At 70.7% G+C, this 17,135-nt stretch carries 14 protein-coding genes; 7 read left to right on the top strand and 7 right to left on the bottom strand.

Going from position 1 to position 17,135, the window contains the following annotated elements:
* The first annotated feature begins 21 nt into the window (after nucleotides 1-21).
* A complete protein-coding gene (locus AC07RV_RS07365; RefSeq protein ID WP_296781904.1) occupies nucleotides 22-3,126 on the top strand; it encodes an efflux RND transporter permease subunit in 3,105 nt (1,034 codons plus the stop codon).
* On the opposite strand, the gene AC07RV_RS07360 is transcribed toward AC07RV_RS07365, so the two are convergent.
* The 6 genes from AC07RV_RS07360 to AC07RV_RS07335 all read right to left on the bottom strand — a co-directional run bounded on the left by AC07RV_RS07360 (nucleotide 3,123) and on the right by AC07RV_RS07335 (nucleotide 10,476).
* Nucleotides 3,123-5,552, bottom strand: coding sequence for a TonB-dependent receptor (locus AC07RV_RS07360; protein WP_296781905.1), 2,430 nt, complete (start codon nucleotides 5,550-5,552; stop codon nucleotides 3,123-3,125). The two genes, AC07RV_RS07365 and AC07RV_RS07360, sit on opposite strands and share 4 nt — an antisense overlap.
* A gap of 126 nt (nucleotides 5,553-5,678) precedes the next feature.
* Nucleotides 5,679-6,659 carry a FecR domain-containing protein gene (locus AC07RV_RS07355; RefSeq protein ID WP_296781906.1) on the bottom strand — a complete coding sequence of 327 codons (981 nt, stop codon included), beginning with the start codon at nucleotides 6,657-6,659 and terminating at the stop codon, nucleotides 5,679-5,681.
* Nucleotides 6,656-7,168 (bottom strand): sigma-70 family RNA polymerase sigma factor, encoded by a 513-nt coding sequence (locus AC07RV_RS07350; RefSeq protein ID WP_208507840.1) that lies wholly within the window; start codon nucleotides 7,166-7,168, stop codon nucleotides 6,656-6,658. Before AC07RV_RS07350 ends, AC07RV_RS07355 begins: the two co-directional genes overlap by 4 nt.
* 170 nt (nucleotides 7,169-7,338) lie before the next feature.
* Complete coding sequence (locus AC07RV_RS07345) at nucleotides 7,339-8,859, bottom strand: tripartite tricarboxylate transporter permease (RefSeq protein WP_093344269.1); 1,521 nt, start codon at nucleotides 8,857-8,859, stop codon at nucleotides 7,339-7,341.
* Nucleotide 8,860: 1 nt separating this feature from the next.
* Nucleotides 8,861-9,400, bottom strand: coding sequence for a tripartite tricarboxylate transporter TctB family protein (locus tag AC07RV_RS07340; RefSeq protein ID WP_296781936.1), 540 nt, complete (start codon nucleotides 9,398-9,400; stop codon nucleotides 8,861-8,863).
* A 116-nt stretch (nucleotides 9,401-9,516) separates the two neighbouring features.
* Nucleotides 9,517-10,476 carry a Bug family tripartite tricarboxylate transporter substrate binding protein gene (locus tag AC07RV_RS07335; protein WP_093344272.1) on the bottom strand — a complete coding sequence of 320 codons (960 nt, stop codon included), beginning with the start codon at nucleotides 10,474-10,476 and terminating at the stop codon, nucleotides 9,517-9,519.
* 178 nt (nucleotides 10,477-10,654) lie between these two features.
* Between AC07RV_RS07335 and AC07RV_RS07330 the strand changes: the two genes are divergently transcribed.
* From AC07RV_RS07330 to AC07RV_RS07310, 5 genes are all read left to right on the top strand, one after another.
* A complete protein-coding gene (locus AC07RV_RS07330) occupies nucleotides 10,655-11,335 on the top strand; it encodes a response regulator transcription factor (RefSeq protein WP_093344273.1) in 681 nt (226 codons plus the stop codon).
* Nucleotides 11,332-12,753: a sensor histidine kinase gene (locus AC07RV_RS07325; protein WP_296781907.1), complete on the top strand. Its 1,422-nt coding sequence runs from the start codon at nucleotides 11,332-11,334 to the stop codon at nucleotides 12,751-12,753. Before AC07RV_RS07330 ends, AC07RV_RS07325 begins: the two co-directional genes overlap by 4 nt.
* Before the next feature lie 3 nt (nucleotides 12,754-12,756).
* Nucleotides 12,757-13,185: an RNA-binding S4 domain-containing protein gene (locus AC07RV_RS07320; protein ID WP_093344276.1), complete on the top strand. Its 429-nt coding sequence runs from the start codon at nucleotides 12,757-12,759 to the stop codon at nucleotides 13,183-13,185.
* Between the two features lie 62 nt (nucleotides 13,186-13,247).
* The gene (locus tag AC07RV_RS07315; RefSeq protein WP_093344277.1) at nucleotides 13,248-14,054 is read left to right on the top strand and encodes a PPK2 family polyphosphate kinase; all 807 of its coding nucleotides are present in this window, start codon (nucleotides 13,248-13,250) and stop codon (nucleotides 14,052-14,054) included.
* A 151-nt stretch (nucleotides 14,055-14,205) separates the two neighbouring features.
* Nucleotides 14,206-14,400, top strand: coding sequence for a hypothetical protein (locus AC07RV_RS07310; protein WP_143129176.1), 195 nt, complete (start codon nucleotides 14,206-14,208; stop codon nucleotides 14,398-14,400).
* A 61-nt stretch (nucleotides 14,401-14,461) separates the two neighbouring features.
* Here AC07RV_RS07310 and AC07RV_RS07305 read toward each other — a convergent pair whose 3' ends face one another.
* Complete coding sequence (locus tag AC07RV_RS07305) at nucleotides 14,462-15,130, bottom strand: hypothetical protein (RefSeq protein WP_093344280.1); 669 nt, start codon at nucleotides 15,128-15,130, stop codon at nucleotides 14,462-14,464.
* 146 nt (nucleotides 15,131-15,276) lie between these two features.
* On the opposite strand from AC07RV_RS07305, the gene AC07RV_RS07300 reads away from it, so the two are divergent.
* Nucleotides 15,277-17,100 (top strand): ABC transporter ATP-binding protein, encoded by a 1,824-nt coding sequence (locus AC07RV_RS07300; RefSeq protein ID WP_296781908.1) that lies wholly within the window; start codon nucleotides 15,277-15,279, stop codon nucleotides 17,098-17,100.
* The last annotated feature ends 35 nt before the right edge of the window (nucleotides 17,101-17,135 follow it).

The following is a 17,135-nucleotide window of genomic DNA, read 5'->3' as shown; positions in this document are numbered from 1 at the left end:
GCCAGGTCCGGAGAAACCGCCATGAACGTTTCCGCCTGGTCCATCCGCAACCCCATCGCGGCGGTGATGCTGTTCGTGCTGCTCACCTTCGGCGGGCTGCTGTCCTTCAACGCGATGAAGGTGCAGAACTTCCCCGACATCGACCTGCCGACCGTCACCGTCTCGGCCTCGCTGCCGGGCGCCGCGCCCTCGCAGCTCGAGAACGACGTCGCGCGCAAGATCGAGAACTCGATCGCCACCGTGCAGGGCCTCAAGCACATCACGACCAAGGTGCAGGACGGCGCCGTCACGCTGATCGTCGAGTTCCGGCTCGAGAAGCCGGTGCAGGAGGCCGTGGACGACGTGCGCTCGGCGGTGCAGAAGGTGCGCGCCGACCTGCCGGCCGACCTGCGCGACCCGGTCATCACCAAGCTCGACTTCGCGGCCCAGCCGGTGCTGGCCTTCACCATCGCCTCGAGCCACATGGACGCCGAGGCGCTGTCGTGGTTCGTCGACAACGACGTGAGCAAGAAGCTGCTGGCGCAGCCCGGCGTGGGCGCGGTCGCGCGCGTGGGCGGCGTCACGCGCCAGGTGCACGTGGACATCGATCCCAACAAGCTGCAGGCGCTCGGCGCCACCGCCGCCGACATCTCGCGCCAGCTGCGCCAGGTGCAGGTGGAGAGCGCGGGCGGCCGCTTCGACCTCTCGGGCAGCGAGCAGCCGGTGCGCACGCTCGCCACCGTGACCTCGGCCGACCAGTTGAACGCGATGCAGATCGCGCTGTCGGACGGCCGGCGCGTGCGCCTGGACCAGGTGGCGCGCATCAGCGACACCATCGCCGAGCCGCGCGCGGCCGCGCTGCTCGACGGCAAGCCGGTGGTGGGCTTCGAGGTGGCGCGCAGCCGCGGCGCCAGCGAGGTGGAAGTGGGCGCGCTGGTGCACAAGGCGCTCGACGACCTCAAGGCCCAGCATCCCGACATCGAGCTCACCGAGGCCTTCAACTTCGTGGAGCCGGTGCAGGAGGAATACGACGGCTCGCTGCACCTGCTGTACGAGGGCGCCATCCTCGCGGTGCTGGTGGTGTGGCTGTTCCTGCGCGACCTGCGCGCCACCTTCGTCTCGGCCGTGGCGCTGCCGATGTCGGCGATTCCGGCCTTCATCGGCATGCACCTGCTGGGCTTCTCGATCAACGTGGTGTCGCTGCTGGCGCTGTCGCTGGTGATCGGCATCCTGGTCGACGACGCGATCGTGGAGGTCGAGAACATCGTGCGCCACCTGCGCATGGGCAAGTCGCCCTACGACGCGGCGATGGAGGCGGCCGACGAGATCGGGCTGGCGGTGATCGCCACCACCTTCACGCTGATCGCGGTGTTCCTGCCCACGGCCTTCATGAGCGGCGTGGCCGGCAAGTTCTTCAAGCAGTTCGGCTGGACCGCCTCGCTCGCGGTGTTCGCCTCGCTGGTGGTGGCGCGGGTGCTCACGCCGATGATGGCGGCCTACCTGCTCAAGCCCATCGTCGACCAGGAGAAGGAACCGCGCTGGCTGTCGGTCTACATGCGCTGGGTCACCTGGTGCATGACGCACCGCTTCAAGACCATGGTGCTGGCCACCCTGTTCTTCTTCGGCTCGCTGGCGATGATCCCGCTGCTCAAGACCGGCTTCATCCCGCCCGACGACAACTCGCAGACCCAGGTCTACCTCTCGCTCGCGCCCGGCGCCACGCTGGCGCAGACGCAGGCCACGGCCGAGGAGACGCGGCGCCGGCTGATGGAGGTGCGCCACGTGCGCAGCGTCTACACCACGGTGGGCGGCGGCAGCGCGGGGGGCGATCCGTTCGCGAACTTCGGCACGCCCGAGACGCGCAAGGCCACGCTGACGGTGAAGCTCGATCCGCGCGGCGACCGGCCGCGCAAGCAGGTGATCGAGAACGAGATCCGCCGCGCCCTCGAGACCCTGCCCGGCGTGCGCAGCACCGTGGGCCTGGGCGGCTCGGGCGAGAAGTACATCCTCTCGCTGTCGGGCGACGACCCGGCCACGCTGGTGGGCGCCGCGCGCGACGTGGAGCGCGACCTGCGCACCATCGCGGGCCTGGGCAACATCACCTCCACCGCGAGCCTGATCCGGCCCGAGATCGCCGTGCGCCCCGACTTCGCGCGCGCCGCCGACCTGGGCGTGACCAGCAGCGCGATCGCCGAGACGCTGCGCGTGGCCACCCTGGGCGACTACGACCAGTCGCTGCCCAAGCTCAACCTCGCGCAGCGCCAGGTGCCGATCCTGGTGAAGCTCGAGGACAGCGCGCGGCAGGACCTGGCGCTGCTCGAGCGCCTGACCGTGCCCGGCAGCCGCGGCCCGGTGATGCTGGGCCAGGTGGCGCAGCTCACCGTCGAGGGCGGCCCGGCCGTGATCGACCGCTACGACCGCTCGCGCAACGTCAACTTCGAGATCGAGCTCTCCTCGGTCGGCCTGGGCGACGCGAAGAACGCCGCGATGGCCCTGCCCTCGATCCGCAACCTGCCGCCGGGCGTGCGCGTGACCGAGGTCGGCGACGCCGAGGTGATGACCGAGCTGTTCAACAGCTTCGGCCTGGCGATGCTGACCGGCGTGCTGTGCATCTACATCGTGCTGGTGCTGCTGTTCAAGGACTTCCTGCACCCGGTGACCATCCTGTGCGCGCTGCCGCTCGCGCTGGGCGGTGCCTTCGTCGGCCTGCTGCTGGGGCAGAAGGCGCTGTCGATGCCCTCGCTGATCGGCCTGATCATGCTGATGGGCATCGCGACCAAGAACTCGATCCTGCTGGTGGAGTACGCGATCGTGGCGCGCCGCGACCACGGCATGAACCGCTGGGAGGCGCTGCTCGATGCCTGCCACAAGCGCGCGCGGCCGATCATCATGACCACCCTGGCCATGGGCGCCGGCATGGCGCCGATCGCCTTCGGCTGGAGCGCGGCCGACTCGAGCTTCCGCTCGCCGATGGCGATGGCGGTGATCGGCGGGCTGATCACCTCGACGGTGCTGAGCCTGCTGGTGGTGCCGGCGGTGTTCACCTACGTCGACGACATCGAGCACTGGATCCGGCGCATGGTGCGCAGGCTGCGCCGGCAGCCGCCGGATCCGCACATCGACGACGACCTGGCGAAGGCGCCCTAGAAGTCGAAGCTGGCCTGCACCTGCCAGGTCCGCGGCGGCGCCACCGAGATGAAGTTGCGCCCCGCGATGGTCCAGTAGTTGTCGTCGAGCAGGTTCGAGATGCCGGCGCGCAGCGTGGTGGCCACGCCGTTCACGCGCGTGGCGTAGCGCGCACCGATGTCGATGCGCTTCCACGAGGGCACGCGCTGCGAGTTCGCGAGGTCGACCCAGGCGCTGTCGGTGTAGATGTAGCGGCCGGTCAGCGTGAGGCCGGGCACGGCGGGCACGTCGTACTCCAGGCCGAGGTTGGCGGTGAACTCGGGCACGCCGATGGCCTTCCTGCCGTCGCTCGCGCCGCCCGCGGTCTTCGACATGCGCGCGTCGATCCAGGCCACGCCGCCCAGCAGGCGCAGGCCCTTGCCGATCTCGCCGAAGCTCTCGATCTCCACCCCCTTGTTGCGCTGCAGGCCGGCGGCGCGGAAGAAGTTGTCGCTGTCGACGAAGGCCGTGGCCTTGCGGATGTCGAAGTACGCGACGGTGAGGCCATGGCTGCCGCGGTCCCACTTGAGGCCGAACTCGTGCTGGCGCGACAGGTAGGGCGCGAGCTGCTCGCCCGCGTTGCGCGCGCCGGCCGGCGCCACCGCGCCCTGCGCCAGCGCCTCGGCGTAGTTGCCGTAGACCGAGATGCCGTTGTCGAACCTGTAGAGCGCGGCCACGGTGGGCGTGGTCTTCGACTGGTCGTAGGGCAGCTTCTTGATGCGCTGGTGGCGCGCGCCCAGCGTCACGAACAGGCGGTCGTCGAAGGCCGAGATCGTGTCGGCCACGGCGAGGCTGTCGAGGTCGAGCGCCGGGCTGTCGACGCCCGGCACCAGCGGCACGCCGAAGGCGAAGGGGTTCGGCACCAGGTTCTGCGTGTAGATGCTGCCGACCACGCGCTGGGGCAGCGGCAGCGACTGCGAACGCATGTCGAGCAGCTGCTGGCGCTGCGACACGGCGCTGAGCGCGAGCTTGTGCCTGGTCGCCCCGAGCGAGAAGCTGCCGCGCACGCCGATGTCGGCCACCTGGTTCGACTGCGTCCACAGCAGGCTCGAGGCGCTGCTGTAGCTGACCTGGCCCAGGCCGTTGATGGTGGTCTGGTCGATGTAGCGGCGCTCGGGCGCGGTCTCGCGCAGCTTGCCGAAGCGCGCGTAGGCGGTCCAGTTGTCCGCGAAGTCCCATTCGGTGCTCAGCAGCGCGAAGGGCTGGCGCACCTCGAGCATCTCCCAAGAGGGCTTGGGATGCACCTTGGGATCGGGCGGCGGCGGCAGCGCGGCGCCGGGCTGCAGCAGCCAGTGGTTGAACAGCGGCGACGAGGTACGCCGCGTGTAGCCGGCATCGAGCACGGCGCGGACTCGGTCGCCGCGGTAGTCGAGCGCGATCTGCGCCGCGGCCAGGCGCCGGTCGGCGCCGTCGTAGACCCGGCCGTCCTCGGCACTGAGGTTGATGCGCGCGCCGAACTGGTGGTCGGCGCCGAAGCGCTGGCCCAGGTCCACGTGGGTGCCGAGCAGCGAGCGCTGGTTGGCCGACAGCGTGATCGAGCGCACCGGCGCGTCGGTGGCGCGCTTGGGCACCAGGTTGAAGCTGCCGCCGGTCGTGCTGCCGTAGCCCGAGGCGCCGACCAGCCCGGCCGCCGGACCCTTGAGCACCTCGAGGCGCTCGTAGTGCTGGATCGGGATGTTGCTGTACGCGAACAGGCCCTCGAGGCCGTCGAACAGGTAGGCGTCGCTGTTGGTGAGGAAGCCGCGGATCGAACTCTGGTCGAGCGGCGAGGTGGCCGACAGGCTGGTGCGGATCGAGGGATCGTTGGCCACCATGTCGTTGACGTTGCGCGCGCCCTGGTTGCGGATCAGCTCGGCCGTGTAGGCCTTGGTGCTGAACGGCGTCTCGAAGATGTCGGCCGTGCCCAGCATGCCGAGCCGGCCGCCGCGCGCCACCTGCCCGCCCGCGTAGGGCGCCGCGAGGGCCTCGGCCGCGGGGCCGGCGGCCGTGACGGTCACCGGCGCCAGTGCCGCGCCGCCGGCGCCGGGGACCACGGGCGCGCGCGTCTCCACCCGGCGCAGTGAGAAGCCGCCGCCCTGGCGCGGCACGGCTTCGAGCGCGCTGCCGGCCAGCAGCGCGGCCAGTCCGCTCGCGATGCCGTGGCGGCCCTCGAGCCCGCGCGTGACGGCGCCCGCGACCAGCGCCGGGTCGTAGCTGAGGTTGACGCCCGCGCTGCGCGCGAAGCGGTCGAGCGCGGCATCGAGCGGGCCGGCGGGCACGCTGAAGCTGCGGATCTCGTCGGGCTCCTGCGCGCGCGCCGCCTCGGGCAGCGCGGCGGCGGCGAACACGCCGAGGGCCAGCGCGGCATGCAGCGCCGTGTGCAGCGCGAAGGTCGGCGCGCCGGCGGCGCGGAATCGGGAAAGGCTCATGGGTCTGGACAGGCTCGAAGGATGGAAGGCGCTCGTCGCCGAGCGGGTTCATCCAGGAGGTCGGACGAGAAACGCGATCCCCTCAGTTTTTTCGCGCCGTCCTCTAAATTTTTCTGAAAAGCCGGTTCAGGCCGGCGGGCCGACCGAGACCCAGTAGCGCGTGCGCAGCCGCACCGAGATCGGCTGCGTCTGCGCGAGGAACTGCAGCGCGCGGTCGCTGTCGCGCACATGGAACACGCCCGAGACGCGCAGCTCGGCCACGGCCGGATCGCACAGCACCACGCCATGGCGGTAGCGGCCGAGCTCGGCCAGCAGGTCGGCCATGCGGATGTTCCGGCCGGCGATCACGCCGTCGACCCAGCCGTCCTCGTCGAAGCCGCGGCTGGCGGCCGGCGTGCTGCCCGATTCGGCGAGCCAGCGGCTCTGGCCCGCCTGCACCACGGCCTCGGCGGGACCGTCGCCCGGATGCAGCGCCACCGCGCCCTGCTGCACGCTGACGCGCGCGCGCCGTTCGTCGATGCGCACCACGAAGCGCGTGCCCAGCGCCTGCATCCGGCCGAACGGCGTGTAGACCCAGAACGGGCGTTTGGCGGCGGCGGCGGCGGCGCCGGCATCGTCGCCGGTGCTGACCATGATCTCGCCGCGCCGCAGCACCACGAGGCGGCGCTCGTCGTTCAGCTCGGTGCTGACCGCGCTGTCGGTGTTGAGCACCAGCGTCGTGCCATCGGCCAGCCGCAGGGTGCGCTGCTCGCCGGTGCCGGTGCTGGCATCGGCCAGCAGGCGCTGCCAGGGCGCATGCTCGCGCAGCAGCCAGCCGGCGCCCAGCGCCACGCCGGCCAGCGACAGCAGCTTGAGCGCGCCACGGCGGCCGCGCTGCTGCCGATGCAGTTGCGCGGCCTGCAGGGTGTCGCGCGCGGGGCCGGCCGGCATGCCGGCAAAGCCGCGCCGCAGGTCGCCGACGCGCTGCCAGGCCTGCGCATGGCGCGGATCGGCCGCCAGCCATTGCGCGTGCGCGCGCTGCATCTTCGGGGTGGGCTCGCCATGGTCGAGTCGCACCGACCACAGGATGGCGGCGTCGATCACGCTGTCGGGCAGAACCACGCTCATGCTTCGAAGCGGAACGCGTAGCAGGCGCGCAGCGCCTTCGCCACGTAGCGCTCGGCGGTGGCGAGCGAGACGCCCAGCCGCTCGCCAATCTCGCGACAGCTCAGGCCGTCGAACTGGGCCAGCAGGAAGGCGCTGCGCACGGCGGGCTTGAGCGTGTCGAGCATGCGGTCGATCTCGACCAGCGCCTCGAGGATCAGCAGGCGTTGCTCGGGCGAAGGCGCGGTGGCCTCGGGCATCTGCGCGAGGGTTTCGAGCCAGGCCTGCTCGAGCTCGCGGCGGCGCCAGTGGTCGATCACCAGGCCTCGCGCCACCGACGACAGGTAGGCGCGCGGCTCCTTCATGCCCACCGGTTCGCGGCGCGCCAGCAGGCGCAGGAAGACGTCGTGCGCGAGGTCCGCGGCATCGAAGGCATTGCCCAGGCGACGGCGCAGCCAGCCCTGCAGCCAGCCGTGATGGTCGCTGTACAAGCTTCGGACTTCCTGCTGCAAGGCGGATTCGGCCGCGGCCATGGCACTTCTCCAACGAGTGCCGGGCACCCATCAACGAATAAGAATAGTTCTCATTTTATGGAATTCAGCCGGTGTCTGAAACCGTTCGTGTTCGCGCGCAGGGCGGCAACCCAAAGAAAAAGCGCCGCGGGCATCGCTGCCCGCGGCGCTGTGTCGAACGAAGACCGGTCTCAGCTCGAGGCCGCGAGCCGCGCGAGTTTCTTCTCGCTCATGCGCTTGGCCACGCGCGGCAGCACCAGCACGGCGACGATCACGATAACGATCACGATCGACTCGGGCCGCTGGAAGAACACCACCGGGCTGCCCTGCCCCATCGAGATCGCGTTGCGCAGGTTGGCCTCGGCCAGCGGGCCCAGGATCATGCCGACCACCACCGGCGCGGTCGGGAAGTCGAAGCGCCGCATCACCACGCCCAGCAGGCCGATGGCATAGAGCAGGAACAGGTCGAAGGTGTTCTGGCGCATGCCGTAGGCACCGACGGTCGCGAAGATCAGGATGCCGGCATAGAGCTGCGGCTTCGGGATCTTGAGCAACTTGACCCACAGGCCCACCATCGGCAGGTTCAGCACCAGCAGCATGAGGTTGCCGATGTAGAGCGAGGCGATCAGCGCCCAGACCAGCGCGGCCGAGGTGGTGAACAGCTGCGGGCCCGGCTGGATGCCGTAGTTCTGGAACGCGCCCAGCATGATGGCCGTGGTGTTCGAGGTCGGGATGCCGAGCGTGAGCAGCGGGATCAGCGCGGCCGTCACGGTGGCGTTGTTCGCGGCCTCGGGACCGGCCACACCCTCGATGGCGCCGGTGGTGCCGAACTCCTGCTTGGCGTCCGCGTCCTTCGCCATCTTCTTCTCGGTGGCATAGCTCAGGAAGGTCGGGATCTCGGTGCCGCCGGCCGGGATGCAGCCGAAGGGCGTGCCGATGGCGGCGCCGCGCAGCCAGGCCGGGATCGAGCGCTTCCAGTCGCGCTTGGTCATGTGCACCCGGGTCAGCTTGTTCTGGCCCTCGACCACGCGGCCTTCGTAGAGCACCGCGTAGAGCACCTCGGCCACCGCGAACAGGCCCACGGCCACCAGCACGATCTCGATGCCGTCGAGCAGCTCGGGCATGTCGCCCGTGTAACGGCCCTGGCCCGAGATCTGGTCGAGTCCGACGCAGCCGATCGCGAGGCCCGCGAACAGCGCCGTCATGCCGCGCAGCGTGCTCTTGCCGAGCACCGCGCTCACGGTCGTGAAGGCCAGCAGCATCAAGAGGAAATACTCGGGCGCCGCGAGCCGCACCGCGTAGTCGGCCACGAAGGGCGCGAACAGCGTGACGACCACGGTGGCGATGGTGCCGGCGACGAAGGAGCCGATGGCCGCGGTGGCGAGCGCCGCGCCCGCACGGCCGCTCTTGGCCATCTTGTTGCCCTCCATCGCCGTCACCATGCTGGCGGTTTCGCCGGGCGTGTTGAGCAGGATCGAGGTGGTCGAGCCGCCGTACATGGCGCCGTAGTAGATGCCCGAGAAGAAGATCATCGAGGCCGTGATATCGACCTTGCCGGTGATCGGCAGCAGCATCGCCACCGCGACCGCGGGGCCGATGCCGGGCAGCACGCCGACGGCCGTGCCCAGCGCGCAACCAATGAGGCACCACAGCAGGTTGATCGGGGTGATCGCGGCCGCGAAGCCGCTCATGAGGGCGTTGAAGATGTCCATGTCAGATCCACCCTGTGGCAGTGAGGCCCGGCAGGCTGATGGCCAGGAACTTGGTGAACATCCAGAACACCGGCGCCGAGATCGCGACGCCGGTCAGGAAATCGACCACCCAGGTGCGCGCCGAGCCGGCGGCCGACTGGCCGCTCGCGCGGCGCAGGCCCTGCACCGCCAGCAGGTAGCACAGCGCGCAGCTCAGGATGAAGCCGATGGTGGTGATCAGCGCCGCGTTGAGCAGCAGCCCGGCCGAGACCCAGACGAAGCCGGGCCAGTAGGCGCGGTCGTCGCCCGAGGGCGCCTCGAGTTCGCGGAAGCCGCCGCTGCGCGCTTCCCAGGTGATCCAGGCGCCGCAGATGATCAGCACGATGGACACCAGCCAGGGCAGGAAGTTGGGGCCGACGCCGCCGTAGCCGGCCTCGGAAGAGATGCCGATGGCGCCGAAGGCCAGCGCGGCGCCGGTCAGCAGCACGCCGACGCCGACGACCGTCTGGGGCCACGGCGCGGACGGCGCGGCGGGGGCGGCGCCCGGGTCGGGCGGCGCCATCGAGGGATTTGGTGTTGTCATTTCTGGCTCCCGGATTCGAGCGAGACGGGCTGGATTTGAAAACGGCACGCTGTCGTGAGGGACAGCGCGCCGTGTGGGCTGGGTGGAGCGGAGGCTCAGACCATGCCGGACTTGGCCATGATGGCGCGCAGGCTCGCGAAGTCGTCGTCGACGAACTTGCTGAAGGCGTCGCCCGACAGCACGGCCGGCGTCCAGTCGTTCTTCTTGAGCGATTCGGCCCACGAGGCGCTCTTGAGCGCGGCCAGCACCATCTCGGTCAGGGCCTTGCGCTGCTCGGCGCTGATGCCGGGCGCGCCGTACACGCCGCGCCAGTTGCCGATTTCCACGTCGATGCCCTGCTCCTTGAGCGTGGGCACGTTGATGCCAGGCAGGCGCTGGGCCGAGGTGACGGCGATGGGCTTCATCTTGCCGGCCGCGATGTATTCGGCGAACTCGCTGTAGCCGCTGCCGCCGATGGTGACGTTGCCGCCGAGGATGGCCGCGGTGGCCTCGCCGCCTCCGCGGAAGGCCACGTAGTTGATCTTCGAGGGATCGGCGCCGACCTTCTGCGCGATCATGGCCGCGGCGATGTGCTCGGTGGAGCCGCGCGAACCGCCGCCCCACTTGACGCTGCCCGGGTCCTTCTTGAGCTGCTCGACCACGTCCTTCATGGTCTTGAACGGCGAGTTCGAGGGCAGCACGAAGACGTTGTATTCGGTGGTCATGCGCGCGATCGGCGTGGCCTGCTCGAGCTTGACCGGCGGCTTGCCGGTGATGATGCCGCCCAGCATGACCGAGCCCATCACCATCAGCGCGTTCGGATCGCCCTTGGAACCGTTGACGAACTGGGCCAGGCCCAGCGCGCCGGCGGCGCCGCCCTTGTTGTCGTAGGCCACCGTGTCGGCCACCTTGGCGTCGGTCAGCGCCTTGCCCAGCGCGCGACCCGTGGTGTCCCATCCACCGCCGGGGTTGGCGGGAATCATCATCTTGACGTTGGCTGCGGCGCGTGCCGACAGCGGCAGCGCGCCGGCGGCGGCCAGCGCGGCCAGGGACTTCAAAAAGGTATCGCGACGCATCGTTGGTGTCTCCTGAGGGGGAAAAGGAACGGAACCTGACTTGGACCTGAACCGCTATCATGCGCCGCCCCGCTGTCAGTTGGCTGTCCACCGGACTGGGGAAAACACCGAAGCCCATCCCCCGCCCCGAGCCCCTTTCCGAGCTTTGCGTGCGCGCCCCCGCCGGCCGCCCCGATCCATGAAGTTGCTGCTGGTCGAAGACGATCCCTCGATGCAGGTCACGCTGCAGCGCAGCCTCGCGCGCCGCAAGATCGACGTGCGGGTCTGCGGCGATGGCGCGCTCGCGCTCGAGCACTGGCGCGCGGTCGAGCCCGACGTGGTGGCGCTCGACCTGAGCCTGCCCAACCTCGATGGCCTGCAGGTGCTGGCGCAGGCGCGCGCCGAGGGCCTGCGCACACCGGTGCTGCTGCTGACCGCGCGCGGCACCGTGGGCGACCGCATCGTCGGCCTCAATGCCGGCGCCGACGACTACCTGCCCAAGCCCTTCGACCTCGACGAGCTCGAGGCCCGCATCCGCGCGCTGCGCCGGCGCAACCAGAACGCCGGGCCCGACCCGGTGCTCAATCCGCAGGAGGTCGGCGGCCTGCGCTTCGAGCCCGACAGCGGCGCCATCTACCACCGCGCCGAGGTGCTCGAGCTCACCCCGCGCGAGCTCGCGCTGCTCAAGGCGCTGATGATGAAGCCCGGCCACGCGCTCACCAAGGAACGGCTGTTCGAGCTGGTGTTCCCGGGCGAGACCGACGTGCAGTACGAGGCGGTCGAGGTGGTGGTGTACCGGCTGCGCAAGAAGCTCGTGGGCACCGGCGCCGCGCTGATGACGCTGCGCGGGCTCGGCTACCTTCTTCGCGCGGAGCCATGACGACCAACCTGTCGCTGCGCGCGAGGCTGCTGTTCGGCATCCTCGCGCCGGTCGCGCTGCTGATCGTGATCAACAGCGTGAGCCTCTACCGCCAGAGCCTGGCCGCCGCCACCACCGCCTACGACCGCACGCTGCTCGCCTCGGCCAAGACCATCGGCGAGCAGCTCGACGTGGAAGGCTACGACGAGCGAGCCGAGCTGCGCGCGATCGTGCCCTACTCGGCGCTCGAGGCCTTCGAGGCGGACAACCGCAGCCGGCTCTTCTACCGCGTCTCCACGCTGCAGGGCGAGATGATCTCGGGCTTCGCCGAGCTGCCGTTCTGGCACGGCCGCATTCCCGATCGCACGCCCTATGCCGCGCTGGTCGACTTCTACGACGCGCGCTTTCGCGACCAGCCGGTGCGCGTGGCGGTGCTGCTGCAGCCGGTGGCCAGCGCGCGCGGCCGCGGCATGGCCGTGGTGCAGGTGGCCGAGACCCTGGAGCTGCGCGAGACCCTGGTGCGCAAGCTGCTGCTCGACACGCTGTGGCGCCAGCTGCTGCTGATGGGCGTGATCGCGGCCGTCACGGTGTTCGTGGTGCAGCGCGCGACCCGGCCGGTGCGCCAGCTCGGCGAGGCGATCGACCGGCGCGCCGCCGACGACCTGTCGCCGATCGACGCACCCGATGCGCCGCGCGAGCTGCGCCCGCTGATCGATGCCACCACCGAGGTCATGGGTCGGCTGCAGCGGCTGCTCGACCACCAGAAGCGCTTCGTGCGCGACAGCGCGCACCAGCTGCGCACCCCGCTGGCGGTGCTCAAGGCGCAGGTGCAGTCGGCGCGGCGCGGCGACCTGGCGCCCGAGCAGGCGCTGGTCGAGATCAATCAGACCGTGGACCGCGCGACCGCGCTGGCCAACCAGATGCTCTCGCTGGCCAAGGTGGAGCAGCTGCGCCAGCAGCCCGAGTCGGTGCGGCTCGACCTGGCCGAGGTGGCGCGCCAGATCGTGCTCGACCTGTCGCCGCTGATCGCCGACAAGGCGCTGGACTTCGAGCTCGACGCCGACGAGCCGGTGCCGGTGCGCGCCCACCGCTGGATGCTGCAGGAGCTCACGCGCAACCTGCTGCACAACGCGATCAAGCAGTCGCCGGCCGGCGGCGCGCTGTCGGTGGCGGTGCGCGCCGAGGCCGGCGAGGCGATGCTGCGGGTGCGCGACGGTGGCCCGGGCATCTCCGCCGAGCTGCGACAGCGACTGTTCGCGCCCTTCTCGGCCGGCGACAGCGCTAGCGGCTCGGGCCTGGGCCTCGCGATCTGCCGCGAGATCGTGCTCGCGCTCGACGGCCGGATCGCGCTCGACAACCGCACGGGGCCCGACACGCGGGACAATATCGCCGGGCTCGACGCCGTCGTGCACCTGCCCCTGGACCGGCACACCTCCTGATTTATGGATCGTCTTCGCATCGACAAATGGCTTTGGGCCGCCCGCTTCTTCAAGACCCGCTCGCTGGCGGCCGAGGAGATCGGCAAGAACCGCATCCTGGTGAACGGCGACGTCGCCAAGGCCTCGCGCGAGGTCAAGGTCGGCGACGCCGTCGCGATCCGGCTCGGCCCGCTGACCCGCACCGTCACCGTGCGCGGCCTCAGCGGCCAGCGCGGCCCGGCGCCGGTGGCCCAGCAGCTCTACGAGGAAACGCCCGAGAGCCTGGCCGCGCAGGCCGCCTTCCGCGAGCAGCGCCGCATGGGCAGCGAGCCCGCGCTCGCCATCGAGCAGGGGCGCCCGACCAAGCGCGACCGGCGCGTGCTCGACGACGCGGCGCGCCATGCCGAGTGGGACAACCGCTGGAGCGCCTCGATCGATCCCGACGAGCGCTGACAGCCGCGGCGCGCGCATCGCGTACCCTGTGGCCTTCGTTCATTCAACGGAGACCGCAGGCCATGGCCAGCTTCAAGAAGTACCGCGTCGGCAGCAAGTTCCAGCTTTCCCGCATCGATCCCGGCGACACGCCCTTCCTCAAGGGCAACGAGGCCGCGCAGCGCGACCGCCTCGACGCCCTGGCGATCGAGCTCGACGAACTGCAGAACCTGCTGCATGCCGAAGGCCGGCGCAAGCTGCTGGTGGTGCTGCAGGGCATGGACACCAGCGGCAAGGACGGCACCGTGCGCTGGGTGTTCTCGCGCACCTCGCCGCTGGGCGTGCGCGTGAGCGCCTTCAAGGCGCCCAACGACGAGGAGCGCGCGCACGACTACCTGTGGCGCTGCCATGCCGTGGTGCCGCGCACCGGCGAGGTCATGGTGTGGAACCGCAGCCACTACGAGGACGTGCTGGTGCCGGTGGTCGAAGGCTGGATCGACAAGGCCGAAACGAAGCGCCGCTATGCGCAGATCGAGGACTTCGAGCGCTTGCTCGTGGAGACCGGCACCACCATCGTGAAGTGCATGCTGCACATCGACAAGGAGGAGCAGCGCCAGCGGCTGCAGGCGCGCATCGACACGCCCGGCAAGGAATGGAAGTTCAGCATGGCCGACCTCGAGGTGCGCACCAAGTGGGATGCCTACCAGCGCGCCTACGACAAGGCGCTGGGAGCGACCTCGAGCGCGCATGCGCCCTGGCACGTGATCCCGGCCAACAGCAAGCGGCACCGCAACCTCATGATCGCCGAGCTGCTGGTGAAGACCCTGCACGAAATGGACCTGAAGCCGCCGCCGGCCGATCCCGCGCTGCGCGGGCTGGTCGTGAACTGAGCTGCACGCCTTCAAGGGCCGCGCGCCCGCGCGCGGACTGCGCGAGCGCCTACGCGACGCCGTCACCGAAGCGAACTAAGGTTCCACCGTGCGGATCGAAGCCCCTGCGACGGTGCTTCGCCGCGCATCCACTCCCATGAAGGACTCCAACATGAAAAAGACCCTCTTCATCCTCGCGGCCGCCCTCGGCCTGCTCGCTTCCTCCGGCGCCGTCATGGCCCAGCCCCATGGCGGCCCCGGCTACGACCGGCCGCACATGGCGCCCCACCACCGCAAGCACAAGGTCTGGGTGCCGGCCCACCGCGAGCACGGCCGGCTGGTGCGCGGGCACTACGTCTGGCGTTGAGCCAGCCCAACGAAAAAGCGGCGCCGAGGCGCCGCTTTTTTCTTGACCGGTCGAACCCGGTTCAGGAGCGCCGCATGGGCGCCTGCGCCAGCACGCGGCACTGGCCGAACTCGCAGCGCACGGCCCAGCTGCCGCCGTTCTCGCACGGCACGGTGTAGGCCTCGTAGCCCGGGCCCTTGGCCGTGAGCTCAGCGCGCGGCTGCAGGTTGCAGCGGCCGTTCTTCGCGATCCGCTCGACGTTGTAGGTGTCGACGCCGGTGCGGCGCGGCGCGAACGACTCGACCGGCGAGTAGCCGTAGGCATAGAAGCTGTCGCGCACGTTGGGGTCGAGGTTGCGGTAGCCGCGCTTGGCCATGCAATGGACCACGGCGATCTGCTGGTGCTCGGCGATCACGGCTTCGGGCGGGCGCGAAGTCATGTCGGCCACGACCGCGGCAACGCTGGTCCAGGCGGCGGCGCCCGCGATGCCCTGGCCGTGCACGGTGATCAGTCCCAGGCCGAAGGCGGCCCACATGCCGTTGTTGTCCTCGTTGCGCGCCGTGATGCGCAGGGCGGAGGTACGGCAGTCGGCCACGTCGGCGTCGTAGCGCGCCTTGTCCACGCCCTGCATCGCCACCATGGGCACATAGGACAGGCCGCGGCCGGTTCCCGGCTCGGTCGGCGTCGGCGGCGTGCTGACGCAGCCGGCCAGGGCCACGACCGCGCACGCAAGGCTCAACAGCAGCTTCATGGGATCCCTCGTCCTCTACTTCGCGTAAGTTGCGGCGGATTTAACCATACATAAAGTTACTTTTGCATTGCCTCGTTGCGGATCAGCGACGCGTGCGTGCCGCGCTCCTACGCCGGGCAACCCTCGGCCTTGGGCACACTGCGCCCATGCAATCCACGAGCACCCGGCCCGGCAGCGCCATCCGCGAACTCTATGCAGCCCTGTGGCACTTCGCCGCCGGCGCGCGAGGCCAGTTGCTGGGCGCCACCGCGCTGCTGGCCAGCTCGCAGCTGATCCGCCTCACCCTGCCCTACCTCGCGGGCCAGGCCATCAACGCGCTGCAGCGCGGCGACTTCGGCGGCGCCGGCCGCTGGATCGCCACGCTGGCCGGGGTCTACGTGGGCGCCTGGGCGCTGCACGGGCCGGGCCGCATCCTCGAGCGCAACGTGGGCGTGATGGTGCGCGAGACGCTGGCCGACCAGCTCTATGCACGCATCGCCGCGGCACCGCTGGCCTGGCACGACGGCCACCATTCGGGCGAGCTGCAGCACCGGGTGCACCAGGCCAGCCGCGCGCTGTCGGACTTCGCGCAGAACCAGTTCATCTGGCTCACCAACCTCGTCAACTTCGTCGGGCCGCTGGTGGCGCTGGCGCTGCTGTCGCGCACCAGCGGCGCCACCGCGCTCGCGGGCTACGTGCTGATCGCGGTCGTGATCCTGCGTATCGACCGCGCGCTGATGCGGCTGGCGCGCACCGAGAACGACGCCGACCGCCGCTACGTGGCGGCGCTGCTCGACTTCCTCGGCAATGCCTCGACGGTGATCGGCCTGCGGCTGCAGGGCGCCTCGCGGCTGCTGCTGCGCCGGCGCATGCGCGCGGTGTCCGAGCCGCTGAAGCGCACCGTGGTGCTCAACGAGGGCAAGTGGTTCGCGGTCGACCTGATGGGCCTGGCGCTGACCTGGGGGCTGGTGGTCATCTACGTCTGGCAGTCGCGCACGCCGGGCCAGGCCGTGATGCTGGGCGGCGTGTTCATGATCTACCAGTACGCGCAGCAGGCCGCGGGCGTGGTCACCTCGGTGGCGGCCAACTTCAGCTTCTTCGCGCGCATGCACACCGACTACGGCAGCGCCGCGCCGATCTGGGACGCGCCGAAGGGCGACTCGCTGACCACGCCACCCGAGCAGGTGCCCGCGGCCGAGCGCATCGATGCCGAGGCGGCGTGGCAGACGCTGGCCGTCGATGCGCTGGACTGGAACTACGCGCCGCGCGGCGGCGCACCCGCAACAACGACGGTCCCCGGCGAGGAACGCCCGCGCGGCGGCCTGCACGCGGTGTCGCTCGCATTGCGGCGCGGCGAACGCGTGGCGCTGGTGGGCCCGAGCGGTGGCGGCAAGAGCACCTTGCTGCGCGTGCTCGCGGGCCTCTATGCACCGCAGGGCGGCGTGCTCGCGCTCGACGGCCAGCCCGCCGACTGGACGCAGTTGCGCCGCATCGCCACGCTGATCCCGCAGGAGACCGAGCTGTTCGAGGCCAGCGTGCGCGAGAACCTCGCCTTCGGCCTGCCCTTCGACGACGACGCGCTGCGCGCCGCGCTGCATGCGAGCACCTTCGACGAGGTGCTGGCCGCCACGCACGGCGACCTCGACACGGCGGTGTCGGAGCGCGGCTTCAACCTCTCGGGCGGCCAGCGCCAGCGGCTGTGCCTGGCGCGCGGCGTGCTCGCGGCCCAGGGCAGCTCGCTGCTGCTGCTCGACGAACCCACGAGCGCGCTCGACGCCGCCACCGAGGCGCGCGTGCTCGAGCGCATCGCGCAGGCCTTTCCGCGCGCCTGCGTGGTGGCCTCGGTGCACCGGCTGAGCCTGCTCGAGCGCTTCGACGCGGTGGTGCTGATGGAGGCCGGCCGCGTGGTCGATGCCGGTCCGCGCGACGCGGTGTTCGCGCGCCAGCCCTTCCTGCAGCGCATGGTGGCGCCCGCGGCCGCAACGCCCTGAGCCGGACCCCGCTGCATAGAATCTCGCGCTTTCGG

The sequence above is a fragment of the Variovorax sp. GW821-FHT09B01 genome, from assembly GCF_059418345.1.
This window is presented reverse-complemented; position numbering and strand designations above follow the sequence as displayed.